Source organism: Microbacterium sp. HJ5 (assembly GCF_054824025.1).
In genome coordinates this window covers 77,496-100,792 of record NZ_JSYE01000009.1, presented here as the reverse complement: position 1 = coordinate 100,792, position 23,297 = coordinate 77,496, and the positions used below count along the sequence as shown (strand labels likewise).

General features: G+C 71.4%; 25 protein-coding genes. 12 read left to right on the top strand and 13 right to left on the bottom strand.

Features of this window, described 5'->3' with window-relative positions; translation table 11 throughout:
• Positions 1-38: 38 nt before the first annotated feature.
• Positions 39-1,268: an MFS transporter gene (locus OB08_RS04265; protein WP_461472457.1), complete on the bottom strand. Its 1,230-nt coding sequence runs from the start codon at positions 1,266-1,268 to the stop codon at positions 39-41.
• 57 nt (positions 1,269-1,325) lie between these two features.
• Here OB08_RS04265 and OB08_RS04260 point away from each other — a divergent pair, with 57 nt between their 5' ends.
• On the top strand, positions 1,326-1,724 hold the full coding sequence (locus tag OB08_RS04260; protein WP_461472455.1) for a MerR family transcriptional regulator: 399 nt from the start codon (positions 1,326-1,328) through the stop codon (positions 1,722-1,724).
• Between the two features lie 75 nt (positions 1,725-1,799).
• Complete coding sequence (purU, locus tag OB08_RS04255; RefSeq protein ID WP_461472453.1) at positions 1,800-2,681, top strand: formyltetrahydrofolate deformylase; 882 nt, start codon at positions 1,800-1,802, stop codon at positions 2,679-2,681.
• 25 nt (positions 2,682-2,706) lie between these two features.
• Here purU and OB08_RS04250 read toward each other — a convergent pair whose 3' ends face one another.
• Genes OB08_RS04250 through OB08_RS04220 form a run of 7 tightly spaced genes read right to left on the bottom strand, consistent with a single transcriptional unit; the run spans position 2,707 to position 9,218 of the window.
• Positions 2,707-4,350, bottom strand: coding sequence for an alkaline phosphatase family protein (locus OB08_RS04250; protein ID WP_461472451.1), 1,644 nt, complete (start codon positions 4,348-4,350; stop codon positions 2,707-2,709).
• Positions 4,334-5,047 (bottom strand): RibD family protein, encoded by a 714-nt coding sequence (locus OB08_RS04245; protein WP_461472449.1) that lies wholly within the window; start codon positions 5,045-5,047, stop codon positions 4,334-4,336. The genes OB08_RS04250 and OB08_RS04245 overlap by 17 nt, the downstream gene beginning before the upstream one ends.
• Entirely contained in the window at positions 5,044-6,018 is a 975-nt protein-coding gene (locus OB08_RS04240) for a lysylphosphatidylglycerol synthase domain-containing protein (protein ID WP_461472447.1), read from the bottom strand. Before OB08_RS04240 ends, OB08_RS04245 begins: the two co-directional genes overlap by 4 nt.
• Positions 6,006-6,818, bottom strand: a complete 813-nt coding sequence (locus OB08_RS04235; protein WP_461472445.1) for an SAM-dependent methyltransferase — start codon at positions 6,816-6,818, stop codon at positions 6,006-6,008. The genes OB08_RS04240 and OB08_RS04235 overlap by 13 nt, the downstream gene beginning before the upstream one ends.
• Positions 6,815-7,852 (bottom strand): glycosyltransferase family 4 protein, encoded by a 1,038-nt coding sequence (locus tag OB08_RS04230; RefSeq protein WP_461472443.1) that lies wholly within the window; start codon positions 7,850-7,852, stop codon positions 6,815-6,817. Before OB08_RS04230 ends, OB08_RS04235 begins: the two co-directional genes overlap by 4 nt.
• The gene (locus tag OB08_RS04225; RefSeq protein ID WP_461472441.1) at positions 7,849-8,244 is read right to left on the bottom strand and encodes a 6-pyruvoyl trahydropterin synthase family protein; all 396 of its coding nucleotides are present in this window, start codon (positions 8,242-8,244) and stop codon (positions 7,849-7,851) included. The genes OB08_RS04230 and OB08_RS04225 overlap by 4 nt, the downstream gene beginning before the upstream one ends.
• Positions 8,241-9,218, bottom strand: a complete 978-nt coding sequence (locus OB08_RS04220) for a zinc-dependent alcohol dehydrogenase (RefSeq protein ID WP_461472439.1) — start codon at positions 9,216-9,218, stop codon at positions 8,241-8,243. The genes OB08_RS04225 and OB08_RS04220 overlap by 4 nt, the downstream gene beginning before the upstream one ends.
• Before the next feature lie 86 nt (positions 9,219-9,304).
• On the opposite strand from OB08_RS04220, the gene OB08_RS04215 reads away from it, so the two are divergent.
• The 5 genes from OB08_RS04215 to OB08_RS04195 all read left to right on the top strand — a co-directional run bounded on the left by OB08_RS04215 (position 9,305) and on the right by OB08_RS04195 (position 13,456).
• Complete coding sequence (locus tag OB08_RS04215; RefSeq protein ID WP_461472437.1) at positions 9,305-10,045, top strand: CDP-alcohol phosphatidyltransferase family protein; 741 nt, start codon at positions 9,305-9,307, stop codon at positions 10,043-10,045.
• Positions 10,042-10,434, top strand: coding sequence for a hypothetical protein (locus tag OB08_RS04210; protein WP_461472435.1), 393 nt, complete (start codon positions 10,042-10,044; stop codon positions 10,432-10,434). Before OB08_RS04215 ends, OB08_RS04210 begins: the two co-directional genes overlap by 4 nt.
• A gap of 65 nt (positions 10,435-10,499) precedes the next feature.
• Positions 10,500-11,333 (top strand): hypothetical protein, encoded by an 834-nt coding sequence (locus tag OB08_RS04205; RefSeq protein WP_461472433.1) that lies wholly within the window; start codon positions 10,500-10,502, stop codon positions 11,331-11,333.
• A gap of 165 nt (positions 11,334-11,498) precedes the next feature.
• On the top strand, positions 11,499-12,731 hold the full coding sequence (locus OB08_RS04200) for an MFS transporter (RefSeq protein WP_461472531.1): 1,233 nt from the start codon (positions 11,499-11,501) through the stop codon (positions 12,729-12,731).
• Between the two features lie 53 nt (positions 12,732-12,784).
• On the top strand, positions 12,785-13,456 hold the full coding sequence (locus OB08_RS04195) for a VOC family protein (protein WP_461472431.1): 672 nt from the start codon (positions 12,785-12,787) through the stop codon (positions 13,454-13,456).
• On the opposite strand, the gene OB08_RS04190 is transcribed toward OB08_RS04195, so the two are convergent.
• A complete protein-coding gene (locus tag OB08_RS04190; RefSeq protein ID WP_461472429.1) occupies positions 13,447-13,875 on the bottom strand; it encodes a hypothetical protein in 429 nt (142 codons plus the stop codon). The two genes, OB08_RS04195 and OB08_RS04190, sit on opposite strands and share 10 nt — an antisense overlap.
• Positions 13,876-14,061: 186 nt before the next feature.
• Between OB08_RS04190 and OB08_RS04185 the strand changes: the two genes are divergently transcribed.
• Positions 14,062-14,613, top strand: coding sequence for a hypothetical protein (locus OB08_RS04185; RefSeq protein WP_461472427.1), 552 nt, complete (start codon positions 14,062-14,064; stop codon positions 14,611-14,613).
• 242 nt (positions 14,614-14,855) lie between these two features.
• The gene (locus OB08_RS04180; protein ID WP_461472425.1) at positions 14,856-15,026 is read left to right on the top strand and encodes a hypothetical protein; all 171 of its coding nucleotides are present in this window, start codon (positions 14,856-14,858) and stop codon (positions 15,024-15,026) included.
• Between the two features lie 28 nt (positions 15,027-15,054).
• Here OB08_RS04180 and OB08_RS04175 read toward each other — a convergent pair whose 3' ends face one another.
• Entirely contained in the window at positions 15,055-16,416 is a 1,362-nt protein-coding gene (locus tag OB08_RS04175; protein ID WP_461472423.1) for a carboxylesterase family protein, read from the bottom strand.
• Positions 16,417-16,732: 316 nt separating this feature from the next.
• Here OB08_RS04175 and OB08_RS04170 point away from each other — a divergent pair, with 316 nt between their 5' ends.
• Complete coding sequence (locus tag OB08_RS04170; protein ID WP_461472421.1) at positions 16,733-17,881, top strand: DUF4232 domain-containing protein; 1,149 nt, start codon at positions 16,733-16,735, stop codon at positions 17,879-17,881.
• Between the two features lie 17 nt (positions 17,882-17,898).
• On the opposite strand, the gene OB08_RS04165 is transcribed toward OB08_RS04170, so the two are convergent.
• Complete coding sequence (locus OB08_RS04165) at positions 17,899-18,123, bottom strand: hypothetical protein (protein WP_461472419.1); 225 nt, start codon at positions 18,121-18,123, stop codon at positions 17,899-17,901.
• Between the two features lie 128 nt (positions 18,124-18,251).
• Between OB08_RS04165 and OB08_RS04160 the strand changes: the two genes are divergently transcribed.
• Entirely contained in the window at positions 18,252-18,821 is a 570-nt protein-coding gene (locus tag OB08_RS04160) for a dihydrofolate reductase family protein (protein WP_461472417.1), read from the top strand.
• 72 nt (positions 18,822-18,893) lie between these two features.
• Here the strand turns inward: OB08_RS04160 and OB08_RS04155 are convergent, their stop codons facing one another.
• The gene (locus OB08_RS04155; RefSeq protein WP_461472415.1) at positions 18,894-19,733 is read right to left on the bottom strand and encodes a serine hydrolase; all 840 of its coding nucleotides are present in this window, start codon (positions 19,731-19,733) and stop codon (positions 18,894-18,896) included.
• Positions 19,734-19,865: 132 nt separating this feature from the next.
• A complete protein-coding gene (locus OB08_RS04150) occupies positions 19,866-21,830 on the bottom strand; it encodes a M13 family metallopeptidase (RefSeq protein ID WP_461472413.1) in 1,965 nt (654 codons plus the stop codon).
• Between the two features lie 115 nt (positions 21,831-21,945).
• On the opposite strand from OB08_RS04150, the gene OB08_RS04145 reads away from it, so the two are divergent.
• Positions 21,946-23,271 (top strand): MATE family efflux transporter, encoded by a 1,326-nt coding sequence (locus tag OB08_RS04145; protein ID WP_461472411.1) that lies wholly within the window; start codon positions 21,946-21,948, stop codon positions 23,269-23,271.
• Positions 23,272-23,297: the final 26 nt, after the last annotated feature.

Below are 23,297 nucleotides of genomic sequence, written 5' to 3'. Positions count from 1 at the left end.
GCGGCACCCGAGGGGCTTGACGATCTCGGAGCCAGCGTCTATCCCGCGCGTCGGTCGCCCTGCATGCGCCTTCCCGCGAGCACCAGCCCCGCGACCCCGATCGCTGTGGCGACGACCATCGCCGAGGCCGACACCGCGGTGGTCGCCGTGGGCGTCGTGTCTCCTCCCGTCAGCCCGCCCACCCACGGGCCCACGGCGATGCCGATGTTGAAGAGCACCACGATGCCCGCGCTCGCGAGCGTGCGGGTGCGCTCGGTCGAGACCCGCATCAGGGTGGTCTGCAGCAGGGGGAACATCGCGCCGAGCGCGAAGCCCCACGCGACCAGTGCGCCCACGACGACCGCCGCCGACGAGGCGGCCACGGTCAGCACCGCGAACACCGCGGCGAAGAGCACCAGGATGCCGGTGAGCGACGCCCGCGGGAACCGGTCTGCGAGGAACCCGGCCACCGCGACCCCGACGATCCCCGCTGCGCCGTAGACGAACAGCAGCGCCGCCGCCCACTCCGCCTCGATCGACGCCGAGATCTCGAGGTACGGACGGATGTAGGTGAACGACGCGAACTGCGCGATCGCGATGAGGATCGCGGCGAGCCCGAAGGCGGCGAGCGCGGGCAGCGACGGGTCCCGCCAGAATCCGCGGTCGCGGTCGGTCGAGGCCGGCCTCGGCGTGAAGTGAGAGGGCATGTCGCGCACCACCGCGGCGGCGACGGCGAGCGCGATGGAGGCGAGGATCACGAACGTCGGGCGCCATCCCCAGGCCTGCGCCAGGAGGGCCGCGAGCGGCAGGCCGACGACCGTGGCGGCCGTGCCCCCGGCGGTCACGACGGCGAGCCCGCGGCCGAGGTGCGAAGGGCTCAGCAGCGCGGTCGCGTAGACGATGACGACCGACCAGAACACGCCGTGCGCCACCGCCGCGGCCACACGCGTGCCGACGACCACCTCGTACGTGGGCGCGAGGGCTGTGGCGACGTTGGCGAGGGCGAATGCCGCGAGAGAGCCCGCCACGACCAGCCGCCGGTCGAAGCGCACCGTCGCCCGCGCGAGCGGGATGCTCGTGAGGATGACGGTCGCCGCCCACACCGAGATGAGCAGGCCGGTCTGGACCGGCGAGACGCCGAGGTCGGCCGACATCTCGGGCATGAGCCCGGCGGGCAGCGACTCGGCGGTCACGGTGACGAAGACCCCGAGACCCAGGGTCGTGAGGGCGCGCAGGGGGAACCGCGTCGCGGAATCGGATGCCGGAACCGGCGTCGTTGAGATCGTCATGTCTCGACGCTAAACTCTGACATTAATGTCAATGTCAAGCATTCGAGGAGAAGTCGGATGAAGATCGGCGAACTGTCCGAGCGCACCGGCATCCCGACGCGGATGCTGCGGTACTACGAGCAGCAGGAACTGCTCGATTCGGAGCGGTCGGCGAACGGCTACCGCTCGTATGACGAGGCCCACGTGGAGCGCGCCGCGCGCGTGCGGGGGCTCATCCAGTCCGGGCTCTCGACGCGCATGACCAAGGTCGTGCTCGACCTCGAGCGCCAGTGCGCCCTCGAGACCCCGCCGGTCTGCACGCGCGCCCTCGCCGAGGAGCTCGCCCAGGAGCTCGTCGCGCTGGAGGAGAGGCTGGCGTGCCTCACGAGGAGCCGCGACGCGGTCGCGCTCTACCTCGAGCGCAGCGCGCACGGCGACCTCGTGCCTTCTGAGAACCGTCTTCGTCGCCCCGCCTAGCGTGGATGCATGCAGATGAATCCACCGTCGCGGCACGCGACGCGCGAGCGCGGGCCGACAGGGCAGAATCGACGTATGGCCGCCCACAGCCCGCACCTCCTGCCCGATCACGCCTGCCTCATCGTCCACGGCAGCGACCGGCCCGGGATCGTCGCCGCCGTATCGGCCCTCATCACACGCAACCAGGGCAACATCGTCGCGTTCGACCAGTACTCCGACGACCCGACCGGGGGCGCGTACTTCCAACGCGTCGTGTTCCACCGACCCGACCTCGCCGCCGCTCTTCCCGGGATCGAGGCGGACCTCGCCGCGACGCTCGGCGAGGGGTTCGACCTCGAATGGACGATCACCGACCAGTCGGTGCCCAAACGCATGGCGATCCTCGCGTCGAAGCAGGACCACTGCCTGCTCGACCTGCTGTGGCGTCACCGCCGGGGCGACCTGCCCGTGACGATCCCGATGGTGGTCTCCAACCACACCACCGCGGCCGACGACGTCCGCTCGTTCGGCGTCCCGTTCTTCCACGTGCCCTCGACGCCTGGGCCCGACAAATCCGCGTCCGAGGCCGAGATCCTCAAGCTCCTGGTCGGCAACGTCGACTTCGTCGTGCTCGCGCGCTACATGCAGATCCTGTCGTCGGACTTCCTCGAGCGGCTCGGGGTGCCGGTGATCAACATCCACCACTCGTTCCTGCCCGCGTTCATCGGGGCGGAGCCGTACAAGAAGGCCAAGGAACGCGGCGTGAAGCTCATCGGAGCGACGTCGCACTACGTCACCGACGACCTCGACGAGGGGCCGATCATCGACCAGGACACGATCCGCGTCACCCACGCCGATTCGGTGGCCGAGCTCGCGCGGCGCGGCGCCGACGTGGAGCGCCAGGTGCTGTCGCGCGCGGTGCTGTGGCACGCGCAGGACCGCGTGATCCGCCACGGCAATCACACGATCGTGTTCTGACGCGGCCCGGCGCACTTCGTCTCGCTCAGCGCGGTGACGCGAACGCATCGAGGAACCGGTCGCGGAAGGCATCCATCCGCCAGACCGGGGCGGAGGCGGAGGGGTGCACGCCCTCGTCCCAGCCCCATGCCTCGATCGCGTCGAAGACGGCCGCGTCCTTCGCGATGATCGTGACCGGCACCTCGGGGCCGGCATCCGCTCCGCTGACGATGCGCGCGGGCTGGTGGTCGCCGAGCAGGATGAGCACCAGGTCGGGCTGGTCGAAGGTCTCGAGGTACGAGAAGGTCGCGGCGAGCGAGTACTCGATGGACTCGGCGTAGAGCTCGCGGACCCGGTCGGGGTCGCCCCAGACCGCGGCAGCCGATTCTCCGGATGCCGCCTGGGCGGCGAATCCCGAGCCGTCGCCCAGCTCCGCCCAGTCCACCAGGCGGGGCAGCGGCGTCCACGGGGTGTGCGACGAGACGAGGTCGACTTCGGCCATCAGGGGTCCCGGCGCGTCGGCGGCGCGGTCGTGGAACGCCATCCAGGTGAACTGATCGGGCATGCGCGCGTAGCCGAAGACCGGGCCGCGGTAGCCCATGCTGCGCGAGTCGACCACCGCGTCGTAGCCGTAGAAGTCCTCGCCCGCGTCCCACGCGCGGGTGTTCGACGGAACCACCGCCATGGTGTGCCAGCCGGCGTCGCCGAAGGCGCGCGCCAGCGTCAGCCGCTCCCCCGACGTCAGCCGGTCGTACTTCCTCGGCGAGTCGACCCACACGCCGCTGTGCAGGGTGGAGTGCGCGAGCCAGCTGACGCCTCCGAACGTCGGCGACGTGAGGAACGCGCTGCGTGCGGAGTAGCCCGCGGCCGAGAGCGCGGCTCCGCCGTCGTCGAGCGTGCGCGCGATGCCGTCGGTGAACCCCGCGGGCTCGACCGCCACGCGGCCGTAGCTCTCGACGAACGCGATGACGACGTCCTTGCCGGCGAGGCCCGCCAGTTGCGATCGCGCGGGCGTGCCGGCCAGCGGGTCGGACGCCACGGCCCGATCGAAGGCGCGCTGCTCCTCGACGCTGTCGATCGCGCGCGACGTCGTCGCCGCGAGCGCATCGGCGACGCGGGATGCCGCCACCGGCGCACTCGGCGCGAGCTGCGTGCCCGCGAGCGCGAGCACGATCCATGCGACCACCACGACGACCAGCGCCTCGCGCCCCCGCCGGCCTGCTCCGCCGACGACGCGGCCGACCCGCATAGCCGCGGCCGCGAGGGCCACCCCGATCGCCGCCGCGAGCACGACGACGAGCCCGAGCACCGCCGCGGCGCCGACCGGACCGAGCGTGTCGCCGACGACCCCGTACACGTTGATGAGCGCGCCGCCGTCCTCGGCGGGGTTGAACGGGCGGTCGATGGTCGCCAGGAACGCGCGATCCAGCGCCGCGGCGACCATGGCGGCCACCACGACGACCGCGAACACCGCGGCGACGGTCCGCCGGGCCGACGTCCGCACGAAGGCGACGAGCAGCAGGGTCACCACGAGCGCCTCCGCGGGAAGGCCCACCGCGGCCGCGGCACCGGCCGCGAGCGCGCCGGGCACGAGCGGCGCCACCACGACGACCGCGACGGCGAGCAGCGTCAGGATCGTGCCGCGGTGGCCGCCGTCGTCGCCGAGGGTGCGGTCACCCCGAGCGGCCACGATCCGCGCCATCCGCCTCGAACCGCTCCGACAGCGCGTACCGCAGCAGCACCACGTCGCCGATGGGCCGCGCGTCGACGAGGTGCGCGCGACGGGTCGGCGTCCACGGGAACGCGCCCGCCTCGACGAACCGCGGCGCACGCGCCTCGCCGACGAAGAACGGGGCGATCACGAGCTGCAGCTCGTCGGCGATGTCCTCGCGCAGGAACTGGGTGTGCGTGCGGCCGCCGCCCTCGACCATGAGCCGGCGGACGCCTCGCGCGCCGAGGTCGTCGACCAGGTCGCGCATCGTGACGCGGTCGGCGAGGCCGACGACGGTCGCGACCCCGCCCAGCGCCCTGCCGATGCGCTCGGCCTCGCCTCGCGGGCAGTAGACGAGCTTGTCCACCTCGCCGACCGCGAAGAAGGCCGACTCCGGCGGCAGATCCCCGCTGGCGGTGACGGTCACCTTGCACGGCGAGTCGCGGCGCCCGCGATCGAGGCGCTGCTCCCGGCGGTCGGCGCTGCGCACGAGCAGCCTCGGGTTGTCGCGGCGCACGGTCGACGCGCCGACCATGATCGCGTCGCTGTCGGCGCGCAGCTGGTCGACGCGGTCGAAATCCTCGGCGTTCGACATCGGCAGGCGGCTCGGCGCCTCGCTGTCGAGGTAGCCGTCGATCGACATCGCGCAGCTGAGCACGACGTACGGCCGGGTCACGGCATGCCTCCCCCATCCGATCCGCCTCGACGACGGAGAGCGGATGCTGCGACCACGGCCGCGCCGGGAGCGAGGGCGATCATCGCCAGCACGCCGTATGCGGTGGCCACGGTGATCCCGAGTGCGGCGCCGAGGCCTGCGGCCGCGAAGGCTCCGGCCGCGGCGCCCTCGCGCGGTCCCCATCCGCCGACGCTCAGCGGGATCGCCGAGGCGAGCACGGCGACGACGGCCGCGCCGAGCAGACGCTCCGGCGCCGCGTCGACGCCCACGGCGGCGCAGGCGACGAGGAAAGTGGCCACGTGCGCGGTCACGACGACGACCGAGGCCGCGACGATGCGCAGTGCGAGGCCGGGCGAGCCGAACGCCCTGCCGAGGATGAGCGCCTCGCGCCGCGCGACTCCGCGCACGCGGCGGCTCACGAGCGAGACCGCCCCGCCGGCGACCAGGATCAGCGCCGCGACGAGCGCCGGCACCGCGACGGCCGCGTCGACGACGAAGCCGATCGCCACGAGCACGGCCGCCGCGAGCACGAGCTGCACCGTCTGCCCTGCGGCGCGCTCGGCGGCGACCGCGCGAGCGGCCTGCGCGACCTGATCGACGCTGCGCCCGTGCACGACCGCGCGATGCACGTCGCCCACGACCCCGCCGGGCAGCACGGTGTTGAGGAACTGCGAGCGGTAGTACGCGGCGATGGCGTCGCGCCAGCCCAGCGCGAGCCCCAGCCGCGCGGAGAGGATCCGCCAGCGCCAGGCGGCCGCGACCGTGGCGACGGCGGCGAGCACGAGTGCCGCCGCGGCGGACGGCGCCGACACGGACCCCAGCCCGCGTATGAACGGCTCGGCGCCGACGGTCGCCGCGATCGCGGCGAGGATCGCCACGCCGGCGCCTGCCCGCACCCATGGCCGCCACCGCCGTCGGGTGATGGCCGGGCTGCTTGCGCCGCCTCGCGCGCCGACGCTCACGACGGCCACGCGAGCACATCCTCGTGGTGCACGACGACCCGCAGATCGCCGGCGGTGAGCTGCGCCGAGCGGGTGCGCGCGTACTCGACGGCCCACTCCCGCAACGCGGGGCGCTCCTCGACGGCGGCGGCGAGCCACCCGTCGAGCCACTGCGCGATCAGCGAGCGCTGCGCGGGACCGAGTCGCCACGGCGCGTCGGTGGCGCGCACCGCCCACCCGGCGGCGCGGAACATCCCGGCGACGACCGCGGGGGCGTCGGGTCCGAGCAGCCGCCGTCCGTCCACGGTGCGTCGCTGGTGGTCGTCGAACGCCGCCTGGAAGACACGGTCGCCGGGGTCGACGGGATCGAGCGCGACGCGTCCGGTGACCGACAGCGCGAAGAGCGTCGGCGCCCCGGCGTCGACGCACGCGCGCACGATCGCCTCGACCTCATCGGCGGAGAGCACGTCGAGCAGCGCCGACGCGGTCACGAGGGATGCCCCGTGCAGATCGCGCGGGCGCAGGTGCCCGAGCTCTGCCACCCGCGTCTCCACGGCGACCGCGGCTCCGTCCGCGTCGTGGGCGGACTCGCGCGCGGCGTGGGCGAGCAGGGCGGGGTTCCAGTCGTGCAGCACCCACGTCTGGGGTCCGGGCAGAAGCGGCGCCAGCCAGCGCATCATCGATCCGGTGCCGCTGCCCAGGTCGTGCACCGTGATCGGCGGCCGCATCAGCCGGGCGGCGCGCCGGGCGAGCGCCGTCGATCTGGCGGCAGCGTCGGCCGGGGCCCGCAGGGTGAGCCAGTCCGCCGACACGGGGATCACGACGCTCATGACAGACCTGCGAGCGCCTCGTGGACGGAGCGGGCGGTGTCGCTCCAGCGGGGCCGGTCCGGCGCTGCGCGGCGTGCCGCACGCGTGAGACGCGCCCGCAGAGCCCGGTCTTCGAGCCACTGCCGCAGCGCCGCGCCCAGCGCCCCGGCGTCGCCCGGCGGCAGGAGGATCGTTGCCTCCGCCGGCCGGGCCGCCTCGGGGATGCCGCCGGCGAGACTCGCGATCACCGGGATGCCGCGCCGCAGCGCCTCACCCACGGCGATGCCGTAGCTCTCGGTGCGCGACGGCGCGACGAGCACGTCCGTGCGGGCGTACACGGCCCCGAGTCCGTCCTCGTCGAGCACGCCGGTCCACGCGATGCGGTCCGCGACGCCCGCGCGCGCGGCCGCCGAAGCGAGCCCGTGGGCGAACGGGGGATCGGCGACGAGCGATCCGGCGATCGTGCACTGCCAGCTGGCGCCGGGATCGAGCCCCGCGAGCGCCTCGACCAGCGTGTCCTGGCCCTTGTGTGGTGCGACCACGCCGACGCACAGCAGCGAACCCCCCGTCGACGTGCCCTGCGCGGTCGGCGCCTCGTCGGCTCCGGGGGGCGCGACCGCGATGCGTCCTGCCGTGCCGAGTCCCCGCCGTGCGAGTTCATCGCGCAACCAGCCGCTCACGGCGATGATGCGCTGCGCGCGGGGCAGCGCCGCTCGCTCGCCCGCGACCGCCGCGGGGTCGGCCCCGTCGAAAGCAGCGGCGAGCATGTGGACCAGGGCGACGATCCGCAGCCGGCGTGACGCGGCGACGACGGCGTCGGGCGCCTCGATCGCGACCAGCCCGTCGACGAGGGCGACCGCCCCGTCCGGCAGATCGCGAAAGGGATCGGCCGGGGACACGACATCCGTCCCCGCTTTCACGATGCGCACGTCCCAGCCCAGGTCGCGCAGCCCGTCGGCCACACGTCGATCGAAGACGTTGCCGCCGCTCACGCGCTGCGGGTCGTCGATCCCGTCGGGAACGACGAACCACACGATCGGGGGCGCGTGGGTCACAGCGACACCTCGTACGAGGCCCGCGCGATGTGCGACTCGCGCAGCGTGACCTCGATGCCCGACAGACTGCCGCCTCCGAGAGTCCCCTCGCCCGCTGCGGCGACCAGGCGGTCGGCGACGAACCGGCAGAGGCGCTCGGTCGTCGTGTTCACGCCCGCGAACTCCGGCTCGTCGTCGAGATTGCGGTACGACAGCTGCGACAGGATGCCGCGCAGCGCGTCGCCGGCTCGGCCGATGTCGACCACGACGCCGTCGGCGTCGAGGTCGGCGGCGCGGAAGGTCGCGTCGACGACGTACGTCGCCCCGTGCAGGCGCTGCGCCGGCCCGAAGGTCTCGCCCGCGAGGCTGTGCGCGATCATCATGTGGTCGCGGACGGTGACGGAGAAGGTCATGCGGAGCCCGTCCAATCGATCGTGTGACAGATGCCCGGGGAGGTACCTGCGGTGATCCCGGTCATGACGGCCGGAAGGTCGCGCCACGAGGAGTCGCCGGTGAGCAGGCGATCGAAGCCGCGGTCGCGGAGCAGTTCCAGAGCGAGGGCAAGCCGGTCGCCCGTGGACCGGGTCGCACGTCGCGGGCGCGAGACCATCCCGACCTGACTCGACCGGATCGTGAGCCGCCGGGAGTGGAAGTCGCCGCCCAGCCGCAGACTCACCGCATGGTCGCCGAACCAGCTCGCCTCGACCACGACCCCTTCGACCGCGGCCGTGTCGATCGCGAGCTGCAGCCCCTCGCCGGCGCCGCTGGTGTCGATGACGAGGTCGCGATCGCGCGGTGCGTCATCGGGGAGGGCGAAGGTCAGACCGAGCTCGTCGCACACGGCCGACTTGGCGGGATCCGCGTCGACCACCGTGAGCTCGAGACCGGGGATGCCGCGTGCCAGCCGGGCCACGGCGCAGCCGATCATCCCCGCGCCGATCACCGTCATGCGGTCGCCGACGAGGGGTGCGGCATCCCACAGGATGTTGACCGCGGTCTCGACGGCTCCGGCGAGCACGGCGCGTCGCGGCGGCACGTCCTCCGGCACCGGCGTCACGGCAGAGCCGGGCACGACGTAGACCGACTGGTGCGGGTACAGGGCGAACACCGTGCGCCCCACGAGGTCGGCGGGCCCCCGCTCGACGACGCCCACGTTCAGGTACCCGTACTTCACCGGCCCGGGGAAGTCGCCCTCCTGGAACGGCGCACGCATGCGCTGCCGTTCGCCGGTGGGCACCCCTCCGCGGAACACGACCGACTCCGTGCCCCGGCTCACACCCGTGAACAGCGTGCGGACGAGCACCTCGCCGTCGTCGGGCTCGTCCACGACCGCGTCCCGCAGAGACCCCCGGCCGGGGGCCTCGACCCAGAACGCGGTGGCCCTCATCGCGCGACCGACCCGCCGGATTGAACCCCGCACCGCCCCGCCGACGTGTCACAGGTGGTATCCATGACGGAGAAACGGAGCCGCGTATGCCCCAGGTTCATCTCGCTCCGCTCCTGTCGGTCGCGGCGGGGACGCTCGGCCTGTTCGCGGTCGACCGGATCTCCCCGCTCTCCGCGGCCGGATGGACCGCCGGATTGGTCTACCTTCTCGTGTCGAACGCGCTGTTCGCCAGGGGGTTGCACCGCGCGGCGATGACGAAGGTCGGCTGGGGCAACGCGGCGACGGCGACGCGTTCGACGCTCGTCGGCATCGTCACCGCTCTCGTGATGTCGTCGTTCGGCGCGTCCGTGTCGGTGCCGCTGCTCACGGTGCTCGCGAGCATCGCCCTGGCGCTCGATGCCGTCGACGGCTGGCTCGCCCGGCTCACGCACGGCGAGACCGAGCTCGGGGCGCAGTTCGACATGGAGGTCGACGCCTTCCTGCTGCTCGTGATGAGCGCGTACGTCGCGCCCGCGCTGGGCTGGTGGGTGATCGTCATCGGGATGCTGCGCTACGCGTTCGTCGTCGCGGGATGGCTGATGCCGTGGATGCGCGCGACCCTGCCGCCGCGGTACTGGCGGAAGGTGGTGACGGCTGTCGCGGGGATCGCGCTCGTGGCCGCGGCATCCGCTCTCCTGCCGCTGTGGGCGGCCACTGCGGTGACACTCGTCGCCCTCGGTCTGCTGCTGGAGTCGTTCGGAAGGGATGTGGTGTGGCTCGCCGCCCGGCGGGTCACCGTGACCACCCGCATCGCCGCGGGTCGGCGAAGGAATGGAGTGAGCACATGAACGAAGGCGACCGTCGGGGCCTGTGGGCTCTGCGGATACTGAGCGCCGTCCTCCTGCTGGCGGCCGGTGGCATCCATCTGTACCTGGTGTTCAACGGCGTCGGCGGGCTGCTCGGCGTGCTGTTCGTCCTCAACGGCATCGCCGGGATCGTGCTGGCGATCGCGATGGTCGCGCTGCGCGGCCGATGGCTGCAGCTCGCGACGGTGCTGAGCCTGCTCTTCATGATCGCGTCGCTCGGCGCGCTGCTTCTCGCGCTCACGGTGGGGCTGTTCGGCATCACCGAGACGTGGGACTTCATGCTCGTGCCCGAGACCGTCATCGTCGAGTCGATCGGCGTCGTGGTGCTCGCCGCGACGACGATCGCGGTGCTGCGCCGACCGCGGGAGTGAGGGCGCTCTTCACACCTGGCCGGCGTGACCCCGCCCACCGGGTCGCCCGTGAGACGATGCAGAGGATGGACACCGCCACCCTCGACGAGCTTCGCGCGCTGCGAGCGCGCGCGTACGGTCCTTCCGCCGACATCGAGCACGATCCGGTGGCGCTGCGGCGATTGCAGGAGCTCGAGGCGCAGCGGGAGGCGGGTGCGGTAGCGACGCCGGCCCCGGCACCCCCTCCGGCCCCGGCGCCCGCTGCGGCCCCGGTGACCGTCGAGGCTCAGGCCCAGGCTCCTGCGGAGGCCCCCGTCGAGTCGCCGCCGCAGACCCCGACCGCGTCGGCGGTGGAGGCGTCCGCCGAGCAGCCGGGCGCGGACGGCGCCGATGCCGACCCGCCCGTGTCTGCACGTCGACGACCACGGCGCCTCGGACTGTGGTGGGGGCTGTCGCTCGTGGCCGCGGCGGCGCTGGCCGCCAGCGCGACCTACGCCGTGACTCGCGTGCTGCCCGTCTCGGTGTCGAGCGGGGCAGAGCAGATCGCCACGCTCGAGCCCATCTCGACGGCACCCGCCCTGCCGAGCGGCTGGTTCGGCATCGGCCCGAGTTCGGCCGCCTACGAGTTCTACGGCCTGACGCTCTTCCAGACCTCGTCCGGCGTCATGGGCACACCTGGCAGCGACTGCTTCGCCGCCATCCCGACGGCGCAGCTGCCCGAAGAAGACGCCGACCCGAACAGCTGGAGCTTCACGGGGAACGTCTACTCGGGCTGCCGGGTCGGCGACTTCCCCGCCACCGTCCAGATGCCCGTCGACACCAGCGCCCCGAAAGACCTGAGCGATCGCTACCCGATCGGCAGCGCCCTCCAGTTCGTCCTCGTCGACGGCAGGGTCGGGGTCTTCCTCGACCTGGAGTGAGTCCGCGCGGCCCGTAGGCCCCGCCCTCTGGACGGTGTCACCGGGCGGCGATACTGTCGCGATGTCGCCACGACCCACGACGGAAGCGGTGCTGACATCGACGGAACGACTGCCGCGCGAGCCCTGCCCACGCCGCGCCGCGTGCAGGGCACCTATTACACGCTCATGCTCGGCAACACCCTCGCGGCATCCTTCATCTGGGGCGTCAACACGCTGTTCCTGCTCGACGCAGGTCTGACGAATCTCGAGGCGTTCTCGGCGAACGCGTTCTTCACGGCCGGGATGCTGATCTTCGAGATCCCCACCGGTGTGGTGGCCGACACCGTGGGCCGCCGGGTGTCGTACCTGCTCGGCACGATCACCCTCGCCGTCACGACGGTCATGTACTGGCTGCTGTGGGTGTGGGAGTCGCCCTTCTGGGCGTGGGCGATCGTGTCCGTGCTGCTCGGCCTGGGTTTCACGTTCTTCTCGGGCGCGGTCGACGCCTGGCTCGTCGACGCGCTCAAGGCGACCGGCTACAAGGGCAGCCTCGAGACCGTCTTCGGCCGCGCGCAGATCGTGGGCGGCGTCGCGATGCTCTCGGGCTCGGTGCTCGGCGGCGTCATCGCGCAGGCCACGAATCTCGGCGTGCCGTTCGTCGTCCGCGGGGCGATCCTGCTGCTGATGTTCGTCGTCGCCGCCGTACTGATGCGCGACCTCGGCTTCACCCCCGACCGCAGCCAAGGGCCGCTGCGCGCGACCCGGACGGTGTTCAAGGCATCCGTCCGCTACGGGTTGGGTGATCCGCCGGTGCGGTGGCTCATGCTGGCGAGCCCCTTCACCGCCGGCGTCGGCATCTACGTCTTCTACGCGCTGCAGCCCTATCTGCTCGAGCTGTGGGGCGACGAGGAGGCGTACTCGATCGCCGGTCTCGCCGCCGCACTGCTGTCGGGCGCCGCGATCCTCGGCGGCGCGCTTGCACCCCGAGTGCGCAAGCTGTTCCGCCGCCGCACATCGGCGATCCTGCTGGCGACGATCTCGAGCGTCGTCGTGCTGCTCGGCCTCGGCCTCGTGCAGAACTTCTGGGTCGCCGTCGTGCTCATCGCGCTGTGGGGCATCGCCTCGTCGATCGACGACCCCGTGCACCGGGCCTACCTCAACGACATGATCCCCTCGAAGCAGCGAGCGACCGTCTTGTCCTTCGACTCGCTGTTGGGCTCGGGCGGCGGGGTCGTCTTCCAGCCCGTCCTCGGTCGAGTGGCGGATGTCGGCGGGTACGGCACCTCGCTGATCTGGAGCGGTGTCATCTCGGCCCTCGCGATTCCGTTCGTGCTGCTCAGCCGCGCGCAGAACGCGCCCGCCGACACCGCGCACGAGGTCACGTCCGAGGCGGAGCCCGAGGCTGAGCCGCAGCCGTAGTCGGGGGCTCATGCGGGCCGCGGCGAGAACATCGACCAAGTGAAGGGATGCCGATGGGTGAGTCCACCGATGATTCGAACCTGATCTCCGCCGCCGATTTCCATCGGGCACCCGGCGTCTCCGACTGGCGCGTCACGGCGACCGGTCCGCAGGCGGTCTTCACGGCGGACTCTCTCGCGCAGGCTGCGGAGCTGGTCGGCCCGATCGTCGCCGCGGCGGCGGAGGCCGGCGTCCTGCCCGACATCGATCTTCGTCCCGAGGGGATCGTCGTGCGCGTCCCGTACCGCGACCCTGAGGGCATCCCCGCCGCCGCCACGGAGTTCGCCGCCGCGGTGTCGCGTGCGGCCGCCGAGCTCGGGCTGTCGCCCGACCCGTCGCGCGCGCAGGCCATCGGCATCTACGTCGCGCAGCACTCGCAGGCCGACGTGCGGCCGTTCTTCACGGCGGCCCTCGGCTACGAGGACTTCGGCGAGTCGGATGCCGTCGATCCGCTGCGCTGCGGACCGCAGCTGGCCTTCAACCCGATCTCCGGCGACGCGCCGTCGCGAGGCCGGACGCACTTCGACGTCTTCGTACCGGCCGATCAGGCCGAGGCACGCGTCGCTGCGGCGCTCGCCGCCGGCGGCCGGCTCGTCGACGACTCGCACGCACCGGCGTGGTGGTCCCTCGCGTCACCCGACAATCACGGCGTCGACATCGCGTCCTGGACCGACACCTACGGCTGAGCCTGCGTGGCAGTGGCCCGAGCTTCGCGCGCGGGAATCAGCAGCAGGATGCCGAGCAGCAGGCTCACTCCGAGAGCGACCATCTCGCCCACTGCGTCGACGGCCGGCAGGTGGTCGAGATGCAGGGCGTGGTACGCGAAATGGAGGACGCCGAAGACGGTCCAGGCGATGCCGAGGATTCGATAGCCGAGGGCGCTCCGCCAGACCAGACTCCCGATGCTGGCCGCACCGAGCGCGAGATACATGGCCCCGACCTCACGGATGAGGTGCTCGTTGAACGGCCCGTCGACCGACACCCACGATCCGAGCACCCCGGGGAAGGAGTCGTAGAACGAGAGCGGGAAGAAGTACGCCCAGACCCCGACGAAGCCGGCCAGGAGGGCGGAAGCGGCGGCGGCCGCAGCGTGTAGTCGTCTCACATACGGTCCGACGAAGTGGAAGGGCCCAATGTATGCCGCCCGCACTCCCACCCGTTCCGCGCGACGCCGGCCAGGAGTATCTTCAGCCCCAAGACGATCGAAGGCGATCGCCTGGGAATCCGTCGCGTCGCAGCTGGGGGCCCGTTCTTCGCGCGAGTTCATTCGAACCTCATGGGGAGGACCATCATGTCTCGCAAGATCACTTCTTTCCTCGCCGCCCTCGCAGTCGGCGGTCTCGTCTTCGCAGGGGCCGCTCCCGCGAATGCGAGCATCGTGGAGCGCTACACCCTCGACTTCTCCGACAGCGGCGTCTCGGACAACTTCTGCGATGTCGGGCTGCATCCCACCTACACCTACGAGCAGACCGGTTCTGGGATCGTCAGGCTGCGCGGCAAGGACGGCCCGCTGTGGTTCCACGAGAAGCTCAGCTCCGTCACCACCTTCACCTACGAGGGCATGACGGTGACCGACACGCAGGCCAACACCGTCATCAAGGACCAGAAGATCGTCGAGACCGACGAGAACACTCTCGAGATCACCGTGCTGTTCGCCGGCGGCGGGCGACTCGTCGGAAGCGATGGCAAGCTCCTCGCGAAGAACGACGGGCAGATCCGTCTGCTGGTCACGATCGACCTCGCGACCGAGGAAGTCATCAGCGAGGAAGTGGTCTTCGGCTCCACCGGCACCAATTCCAGCTTCTGCGACGCGATTCTGGCGCACTGGGGAGTGGAGCCATGACGCGACCCGCGACGAGCCCACGGTGATGCCGTGGGTGTCATCGAGTTCGAGCTGACGCGGATCGTCTCGGCGAGCATCGAGGCCGTGTTCGCTCGGCTGGTGGGAGACGTCGAAGTCAGGCAGGCCCACGATCGAGGGCTGGCCGTCGTACAGGCTCGACGCGCTTGCGGCGTCTTTCGCCGACTCGAATTCCCCCTCATGACGGAGGCGGCGACGCGGTCGGTCTGCGTAGCCTCGAATCCATGAGCGACAACACCTTCAAGCCGGGCGACGACGTCTTCACACCGGACGCACGGGGCACAGTCATCGACGTCGGCGCCACGCCGTCCGGCAAATGGGTGTTCGGTGTCGAGGACTCCGAAGGCCGGGTCGGCTACTTCACCAGCAAAGCCCTCCGGCCCGCATCGGCCTGACGACACCGACGGAGTGAGTCAGGCGCGGTCACTCTCGCGTGTACGACAGCATCCACGAGTAGATGTCATCGCCCTCGCTTCCGCTGTAGGCCTGATCCCACCCTTCGTGCATGAGGCCGGGATAGATCGACAGCTGGACGCGATCGGGCGTAACGCCGGGGCATCCGCTGATCCCTTCGATCGTGTCGATGCTGCCGGCGGGATTGACCACGTCGTCGAACTCGCCGTGGATGGCCCAGACCGGCACCTCGGCCATCGCGCACCCGCGGTCGGCCCACATCGGCCTACCGTCGCCCGCGACGGGAACCGCCGCAGCGACCTGCTCGTCGCCGTAGAGGCCCAGGTACTCCCACACGCCGAACGCGCCGCACGAGAGGCCGGTGACGTAGACCCGGCTCGGATCGACGTCGTACTCGGCGACGGCGTAGGCGATGAAGTCGCGCAGCTCCCCCGGCGTCGTACAGGGCGACTGCGGCGGATGCCCCGCTTCGTGCTGCAGCTGCATGATGCACGACCCCGGCCAGGGCACCGTTTCGCAGACGCTGCCTCCCGGCACACCGGGCTGCTCGATGTGCTGGGTCGCGAGCACCACGAACGGCCGGTCGAGCGGCCATCCGCCGACGTCGATGAACCGCGCGACGCCGGTGAACAGGAGGGCCTCCAGCCCGGCGGCAGAGCCGTCGCCGTTCTCTCCGTAGCCGTTCGCCGTGATGAGCAGCGGACTCCCGCCCTCGTCGTACGACGGAGGGAGGTACTCGTAGTAACCCATCCCCGCAGCGGTCGTGCCGAGCGGGCGCGGCGTGAGGTAGGACGCCGAGTCCGTGCCCACGATCGGCGCCACGAGCTTGCACAGGTCGGTCTCGAACCCGACGTGCGGCCCGTTCAATCGTGCGTCGATGAACTCGAACGCGTCGGTCTCGACGTCGATGGTGAACGTGATCCGCACGTTGCCGCGGTCGCGCGCGATCACTTCGCCACCGCTCGAGATGACGAACGGCTGTCCGGACTGCTGCGCGATCACCTGATACACCGAGCCCTCGACGGCGGTGATGTGCAGATCCTTCGACAGGTAGCGGCCTGACAGCGTGAAGGTCGCACCCTCGGCGTTGGTCCACGTCTCCGAGAACTGCACGTTCTCATGGACGAGCGCGGGACCTTCGCCCTGCGGGTTGGGGCGCTCCCTGAACCTGCCCGAGACCTGTCCCTCGACCTGCATCGGGTAGCCGCAGTCCCAGGACTCGAAGGAGTACTCCTCCGAGAAGGACCCGGGCGGCTGCCCAGCCGAGGCCGGCGCGGCGCCGAGACCGGCCATCGCGAGCGTCAGCATGAGCGTCGCGGCGACGACGAACGGCCGCGAGTGGGAGCGATTGTGCGTGGTTGAAGCGCGCATGGGACACCACCTTGCATCTGCGATCCCCAAGACTTCGGGCGTCGCTGACAGCGCCCACGCGGCTGCCCTGGCGTTGCTGCGTCGCCTCCCCGGAACAGCCCTCGGCGCTCAGTGTCCTCGCACCCGCGAGGCGCGTCAAGACCACTCGTGTCGTTGTGGCGGACGCGCGCCACGAGTTCGGCCGCAAGCTCCGCGACCTGTCCGCGCGGCGCTGAGCGCAGGACGGAACGCCGCCGACCGGCGGCACACGCATCGATCCATAGAGGTGAGCGCCGGTTTGCGAGCAGCGACGTCGCATCGGCGAGGATGAGAGACGATGCGCACTTCGATCATCCCCCGCCTGCTCGCGTCGAGCGCCCTCGCGGCGGCACTCTGGCTCGTGTTCGCCGTGGTCCGATGGGGCCTCTCGCAGATCCAGAGCGGAGCCGCTCAGCTCGCCCGGCTGATCCCCGAGGTCGTGCCTCCGGTTCTGATGTGGGGCGACAGCGGCGCTTGGGTGATCCTCACGATGGCGGTCGGCGCGATCGCCGTCGCCCTCACGCACGCCCTCGTCACTTCCCTCGCCGGCCGAAGCGACGACGGGATGCTGGTCGCCGCGTGGTTCGCGACTGTCGCCGCCGGCGCGCTGGTGGGGTTCGCGCTCGACCTCGCGAGCGCATGGGGAGCGTTGATCGACTTCGGGCCGCGTGGACTTCTCGTGGGCGAATTCGGTGCGGCCGCGGCATCCGGTGCTCTGTGGGGATCGGCGGTGGGATGGATGCCCGGTCTCGTCGCCGGCGCTCCCGGCCGTGCCGCAGCCGCGGAGCCCCGAACGGTGCGACGCCCGGCGTGGCTCCTGCCCGCTGCGGCGATCGCCCTGGTCGTCGTGCTGGCGACCGGCGTAGCCGCCGACGATGCGCGCACGGCGGCCATCGAAGCTGACGTCGCAGCGCAACAGCAAGCCGAGGCGGACGCGAGCTTCGGCGCCCCGCCGGACCCGGCCGCAGCGGGCGCGCCTGTGCCCGAGATCGCCGGGGCCTCCGTCGAGTTCGACCCGCAGTGGTGCACCCCTGACAAGGCGACCGTCCTCAAGGGCGAGCCCGACGCCGCCACCGGGCACCGCGCCCTGCCGATCCAGTTGATGAACTTCTCGGACGAGCCCTGCGTGATCGAGGGGTACCCGGACATCGCTTTCGGCGACCAGAACCAGCATCTGCTCGCGGTGACGATCGAGCAGGGCGGGTCGTTCATGTCGCAGGATCCCGGTCCCCGACGCATCGAGGTGCCTGCCGGGGGTTACGCGGTGGCGATTCTCGGGTGGGATGCCGCGTCCCCCCACGGTGCACTCGTCACGAAGACCGTCTACGCCGCGCCGACCGCCGGCATGATGCGGGGCTCGTGGCCGATCGACCTCGACATCGTCGAGGGCTCGACGGTCGCGGTGACGGCCTGGGCGATCGACGCGAACCCGTCGTCCGGCGGCTGAGGGCGGCGGCGATCGCCCTAACGGTGCACTCGAGCCCATTCGTCCGCGGTTAGGGTACGGACCGGCCCCCATCCAGAACGGTCCTGCTCGATGAGAAGCGCGTCGGAAAGGTAGAACTCGGGGTCGTTGCGGCGGATGCCGAGGGCTCGGCAGTACGCGTCGAGCATCTCCGGCGTCAAGCGGTCGGCGATGCGCCTGGCTGTGTACGCGGCCTGGTCCTCGAACGGCAGCGGTGAGTCCATCGTGCACCCGACGGACCGCGCCTGACGCCGCCGGCGACGTCGCTGTAGGGTCCGGGTATGCACCGGCGAGCGCAGTCGCACGCCGCCGCGGGCTCCACACGTCATCGCACCTCGGGGAGAGCATCGGGATGAGACCCCTCACGTACTCGATCAACGTGACGCTCGACGGCTCGTGCCACCACGAGGTGGGGCTTCCTCCGGACGAGGAGTCGATGGCTTACTGGACCGCGGAGATGCAGCGGGCCGACGCCCTTCTGCTCGGACGCGTGACCTACGAGATGATGGAGTCCGCGTGGCGGCGACCGCCGGGCGGCGAGTGGCCGGACTGGATGGAGACGTGGGAGATCCCCTTCGCCGAGGCCATCGACGGTGCCAAGAAGTACGTCGTGTCGAGCACGCTGGGCGGGGCCGACTGGAACGCCGAGCTGCTGCACGGCGACCTCGGGCGCGCGGTGCAGCATCTCAAGGAGCAGCCCGGCGAGGGTCTGTGGGTGGGCGGCGTGACACTGCCGCTGGCGCTCGCCGATCTGGGGCTGATCGACGAGTACGAGTTCGTGGTGCAGCCCGTCCTCGCCGGACGCGGGCCGACTCTGCTCGCTGGCCTGCGTGAGCGGATCGAGCTCGAACTGGTGAGCCGGCGTGAGTTCCGGTCAGGGGCGATCGCGGTGCGCTACCGGCCCACGTCCGCCCTCGGGTGACCGTCTCGGTCGATCAGGTCGACCGGCCGCCCGCCGCACCGAGGAGGATCGCGTCCAGCTCAGGCCTTTGACCTAGAAGACGTACTCCATCAACTCGACCCCGAGCGTGCGGAACGCCTCGTGCGCGCGCATGCGGTGGTAGATCGACAGGTCGTCGAAGCAGACGATCAGCGCGTACGAGACGCCGGCCCGCGGGCCCGCCAGGACTCCGGCCTCGACGCGGATGCCGGCATCCCTCCCCGTCTTGTTGATGAAGAGCAGGCCGTGCTCGTCGTTCTCGTGCGAGAACGGGTCGAGGCCGGTGGCGGATGCGACGAGCGAGAGGTCGTGGTTGAGGCTCAGCCACTCGGCCACCTGCGCGCTGACGCCCGCCGACACGACCTGCGAGTTCACGAGCGCGGCGAAGACCTCGGCCAGCTCGCGCGAGGAGCCCAGCGCGAAATGCGGCGCATCGTCGGGGCCGCGCTCGTCGCGGAAGCGGTCGAGCAGGGCCGATTGCGCGAGTCCGAGCTTCTCGATCCGGGCGCGCACCGCGGGGATGCCGACCCGGGCGAGCAGCGCGTTCGCGGCCAGAGCGTCGCCGGTCGAGGCGGTGAGCACGGCGAGGTCGGAGAGCGGCAGCGCCGGCGCCTTGAGGTGCTGCCACACGCCGCCCACCGCGACCGGCTGGACATTGCCGCGGTCGATGATCTCGAACTGATCGAGTGTGCCCGCCTCGAATGCGGCCGCCACCTCGATGAGGAGCGGCACCACCCCGAGTCCGGCGACCGGCAGTGTCACGAAGTCGTCGCCGGCGAGCACCGAGCCGCCACGATCGAGGTCGGTGATGCGCACCGAGATCTTGGCGCCGGACGCGGCGAGGTCGTCGAGCGCCTTCAGCGTCGACGTGAACGATCGTCGTCCGACCGCCACCCTCCTCGGCGGTCTTCTGCTGGTGCTTCGTCGCGACCCCCGTAGCGACTCGGCATCCCTTCTGGGCTCAGTGCCCACGGGCGAGGTTCCTTCCGGTGGAGGTGGGGTGGGGTTTGTGGGGACGGAGCGTGCTTACCAGATGGTGACGCGCTGGTCTTCGTCGAGCCAGAGGCCGTCGGAGCTCGTCACACCGAAAGCATCGTAGAACGCGTCGATGTTACGCACGATCTGGTTGCAGCGGAACTCGTTGGGCGAGTGGGGGTCGATCGTCAGCAGGCGGATGGTCTCGGCATCCCGCCCCTTCTGCTGCCAGATCTGACCCCAGCTGAGCAGCAGGCGCTGCACTCCGGTGTAGCCGTCGATGACCGGCGCCGCTTCGCCGCCGAGGGACAGCTCATAGGCCTTGAGCGCGATGCCGAGGCCGCCGAGGTCGCCGATGTTCTCGCCGATCGTGAGCGCGCCGTTGACGTTGTGATCGCCGTCGAGGCCCTCGGGCGTGAGCGCGTCGTACTGGGCGATGAGGCTCTTGGTGCGCTGCTCGAACGCCGCACGGTCGTCGTCGGTCCACCAGTCGCGCAGCGATCCGTCGCCGTCGAAGCGGCTGCCCTGGTCGTCGAAGCCGTGGCCGATCTCGTGGCCGATGACCGCGCCGATGCCGCCGTAGTTCGCCGCGGCATCGCGGTCGGCCTCGAAGAACGGGTACTGCAGGATCGCTGCGGGGAACACGATCTCGTTCATGAGCGGGTTGTAGTACGCGTTGACCGTCTGCGGCGTCATGTACCACTCGTCGCGGTCGATCGGCTGGCCCACCTTGGCCAGCTGGCGGTCGTGCTCCCACACGTGCGCGCGGCGCACGTTGCCCACGAGGTCGGCGGCGTCGATCTCGAGCGAGGAGTAGTCCTTCCATTTGACCGGGTAGCCGATCTTCGGCGTGAAGGCCTCGAGCTTGGCGAGCGCGCGCTCGCGGGTCTCGGGCGTCATCCACTCGAGGTTCGTGATCGACCGGCGGTACGCCTCGATGAGGTTCGCGACCAGCTCGTCCATCGCGGTCTTCGACGCCGGCGGGAAGTGCCGCTCGACGTACACGCGGCCGATCGCCTCGCCCATCGCCGCCTCGGCGAGTGCGACGCCCCGCTTCCACCGCTCGCGGTTGACCGGGACCCCGGTGAGCTGCGTGCCGTAGAACGCGAAGTTCTCGTCGACGAATTCGTCCGACAGGAAGGCCGCGGCACCGTGGACGATCGTCCACCGCAGCCACGCCTTCCAGTCTTCGAGCCGCTCCTCGACCAGCAGTGAGCCCAGGCCCTCGAGGAAGCTCGGCTGGTACACGTTCACCTCAGCGAACGCGTCGCCGTGCTCGGGAGCGACGCCATCGATCCAGGGCGCGAGGTCGACGCCCGCCAGCGCCTGCACGTCGGCCCACGGCTTGAGGTTGTAGGTCGCGACCGCATCGCGGCTCTTGACGTTGTCCCAATGGTGGGTGGCGAGCTCGGTCTCGAGCGCGAAGATGCGATCAGCGGATGCCGCGGCCTCGGCAACGCCCGCCAGCTCGAGCATCTTCTGCACGTGGGCGCGGTACGCGATGCGCGTGGCCTCGAAGTTCTCGAGGCGGTAGTAGCTCTCGTCGGGCAGCGAGAGGCCGCCCTGGATGAAGAACGGCACGTAGCGCCCGGGGTTGCCCGGGTCCGGCTCGATGTAGAGGTGCACGAGCCCGGCGACGCCGTCGCGCTCGAGGTCGCCGACGGCGCGGAGGAACGACGGGATGCTGTCGACCCCGTCGACCCGCGAGAGCTGGTCGGCGAGCGGCGAGGCACCGAGGGCGGCGATGCGCTCGGTGCTCATGAAGCTGGTGAACAGGTCGCCGATCTTGCGGGCCTCGGTGCCCGGCTCGGCGGCCTGCGACTCTTCGACGATGGCATGGACGTCGCGCTCCGCCTGCTCGGCGATGAGGTGGAAGGAGCCCCAGCGCGCTTTGTCTTCGGGGATCTCGGTGCGTTCCAGCCACGCGCCGTTCACGTGACGGAAGAGGTCGTCCTGCGGGCGGATCTCGGCGCTGAGCTCGTCGAGCGCGAGACCGGAACGGGGGGCGTCGGTCATGCGTTCCACCCTATTCGCACCGTCCCGCGCGACGAACGGATCCCACGGGGATTGACGCGCGTGACACGATCGTGATCGGATGACCGCCGTCGGCGCCCCCGCCTAGGCTCGGAGGGTGACGAGCCCGGGCGACACGCTGAACCGCGACATCCTGAGGCTCGCCGTTCCCGCGCTCGGCGCGCTGGTCGCCGAGCCGCTCTTCCTCATCGTCGACTCGGCGCTGGTCGGCCACCTGGGCGTGACACCGCTCGCCGGACTGGGCATCGCCTCGGCCGTGCTGCAGACCATCGTCGGGCTGATGGTCTTCCTCGCGTATTCGACGACGCCCGCCGTGGCGCGTCGGTTCGGCGCGGGCGATCCCTCGCGAGCGGTGTCGGTCGGCATCGACGGCATGTGGCTCGCGCTCGGCATCGGCGCCCTGCTCGCCCTGGTCGGCTACGTCGCGACGCCGTTCCTCGTGAGCCTGTTCGGTGCCGCGCCGGTCGTGGCCGAGCAGGCCGAGATCTACCTCGGCATCTCGATGTGGGGCCTGCCGGCGATGCTCATCGTGTTCGCAGCGACGGGCCTGCTGCGCGGCATGCAGGACACGGTGACCCCGCTCTGGATCGCCGGCATCGGCTTCGCCGCCAACGCCCTGCTCAACTGGCTGTTCATCTACGGCCTCGGCTGGGGCATCGCCGGGTCCGCCGTCGGCACCGTCGTCGCGCAGTGGGGCATGGTGGCCGCGTACGTGCTCGTCATCGGCCGCCTCGCACGCCGGCACGAGGCATCCGTCCGTCCCCACCGGGAAGGGGTGCGCGGGTCGGCCCGCTCGGGCGGGTGGCTGTTCCTGCGCACCGTGTCGCTGCGCATCGCGCTGCTCGCGACGGTCGCGGTGGCGACCGCGCTCGGCACCGACGAGCTCGCCGGCTGGCAGGTCGCGTTCACGATCTTCTCGACCGCCGCATTCGCGCTCGACGCCCTGGCGATCGCCGCGCAGGCGCTCATCGGCAAGGGCCTGGGCGCCGACGACCGGCCGCTCGTGAAGCGCGTGCTCGGGCGCACTCTCGCATGGGGCGCATGGTTCGGCGTGATCGTCGGCGCCGTCATCGGCGTGTTCTCGGGCGTGATCGGCCTGCTCTTCACGGGCGACCCCGCGATCGCCGCGCTCGTGCAGCCCGCACTTCTCGTGCTCGCGGTGTGCCAGCCCGTCTGCGGCGTGGTGTTCGTGCTCGACGGCGTGCTGATCGGCGCCGGCGACGCCAGGTACCTGGCGATCGCGGGCGGGCTGAACCTGATTCCGTATCTCCCGGCGCTCGTGATCGTGGCCGTGCTGCAGCCCACCGGGGCGGCCGGACTCGCGTGGCTCGCGGTGGCGTTCTTCGGCGTGTACATGCTCGCGCGTCTGGCCACGCTCGGGTGGCGGGTGCGCGGCGCGGCCTGGATGGCGATCCCGGCCTGAACGCGCGACGACTCGCCGGTATCAGC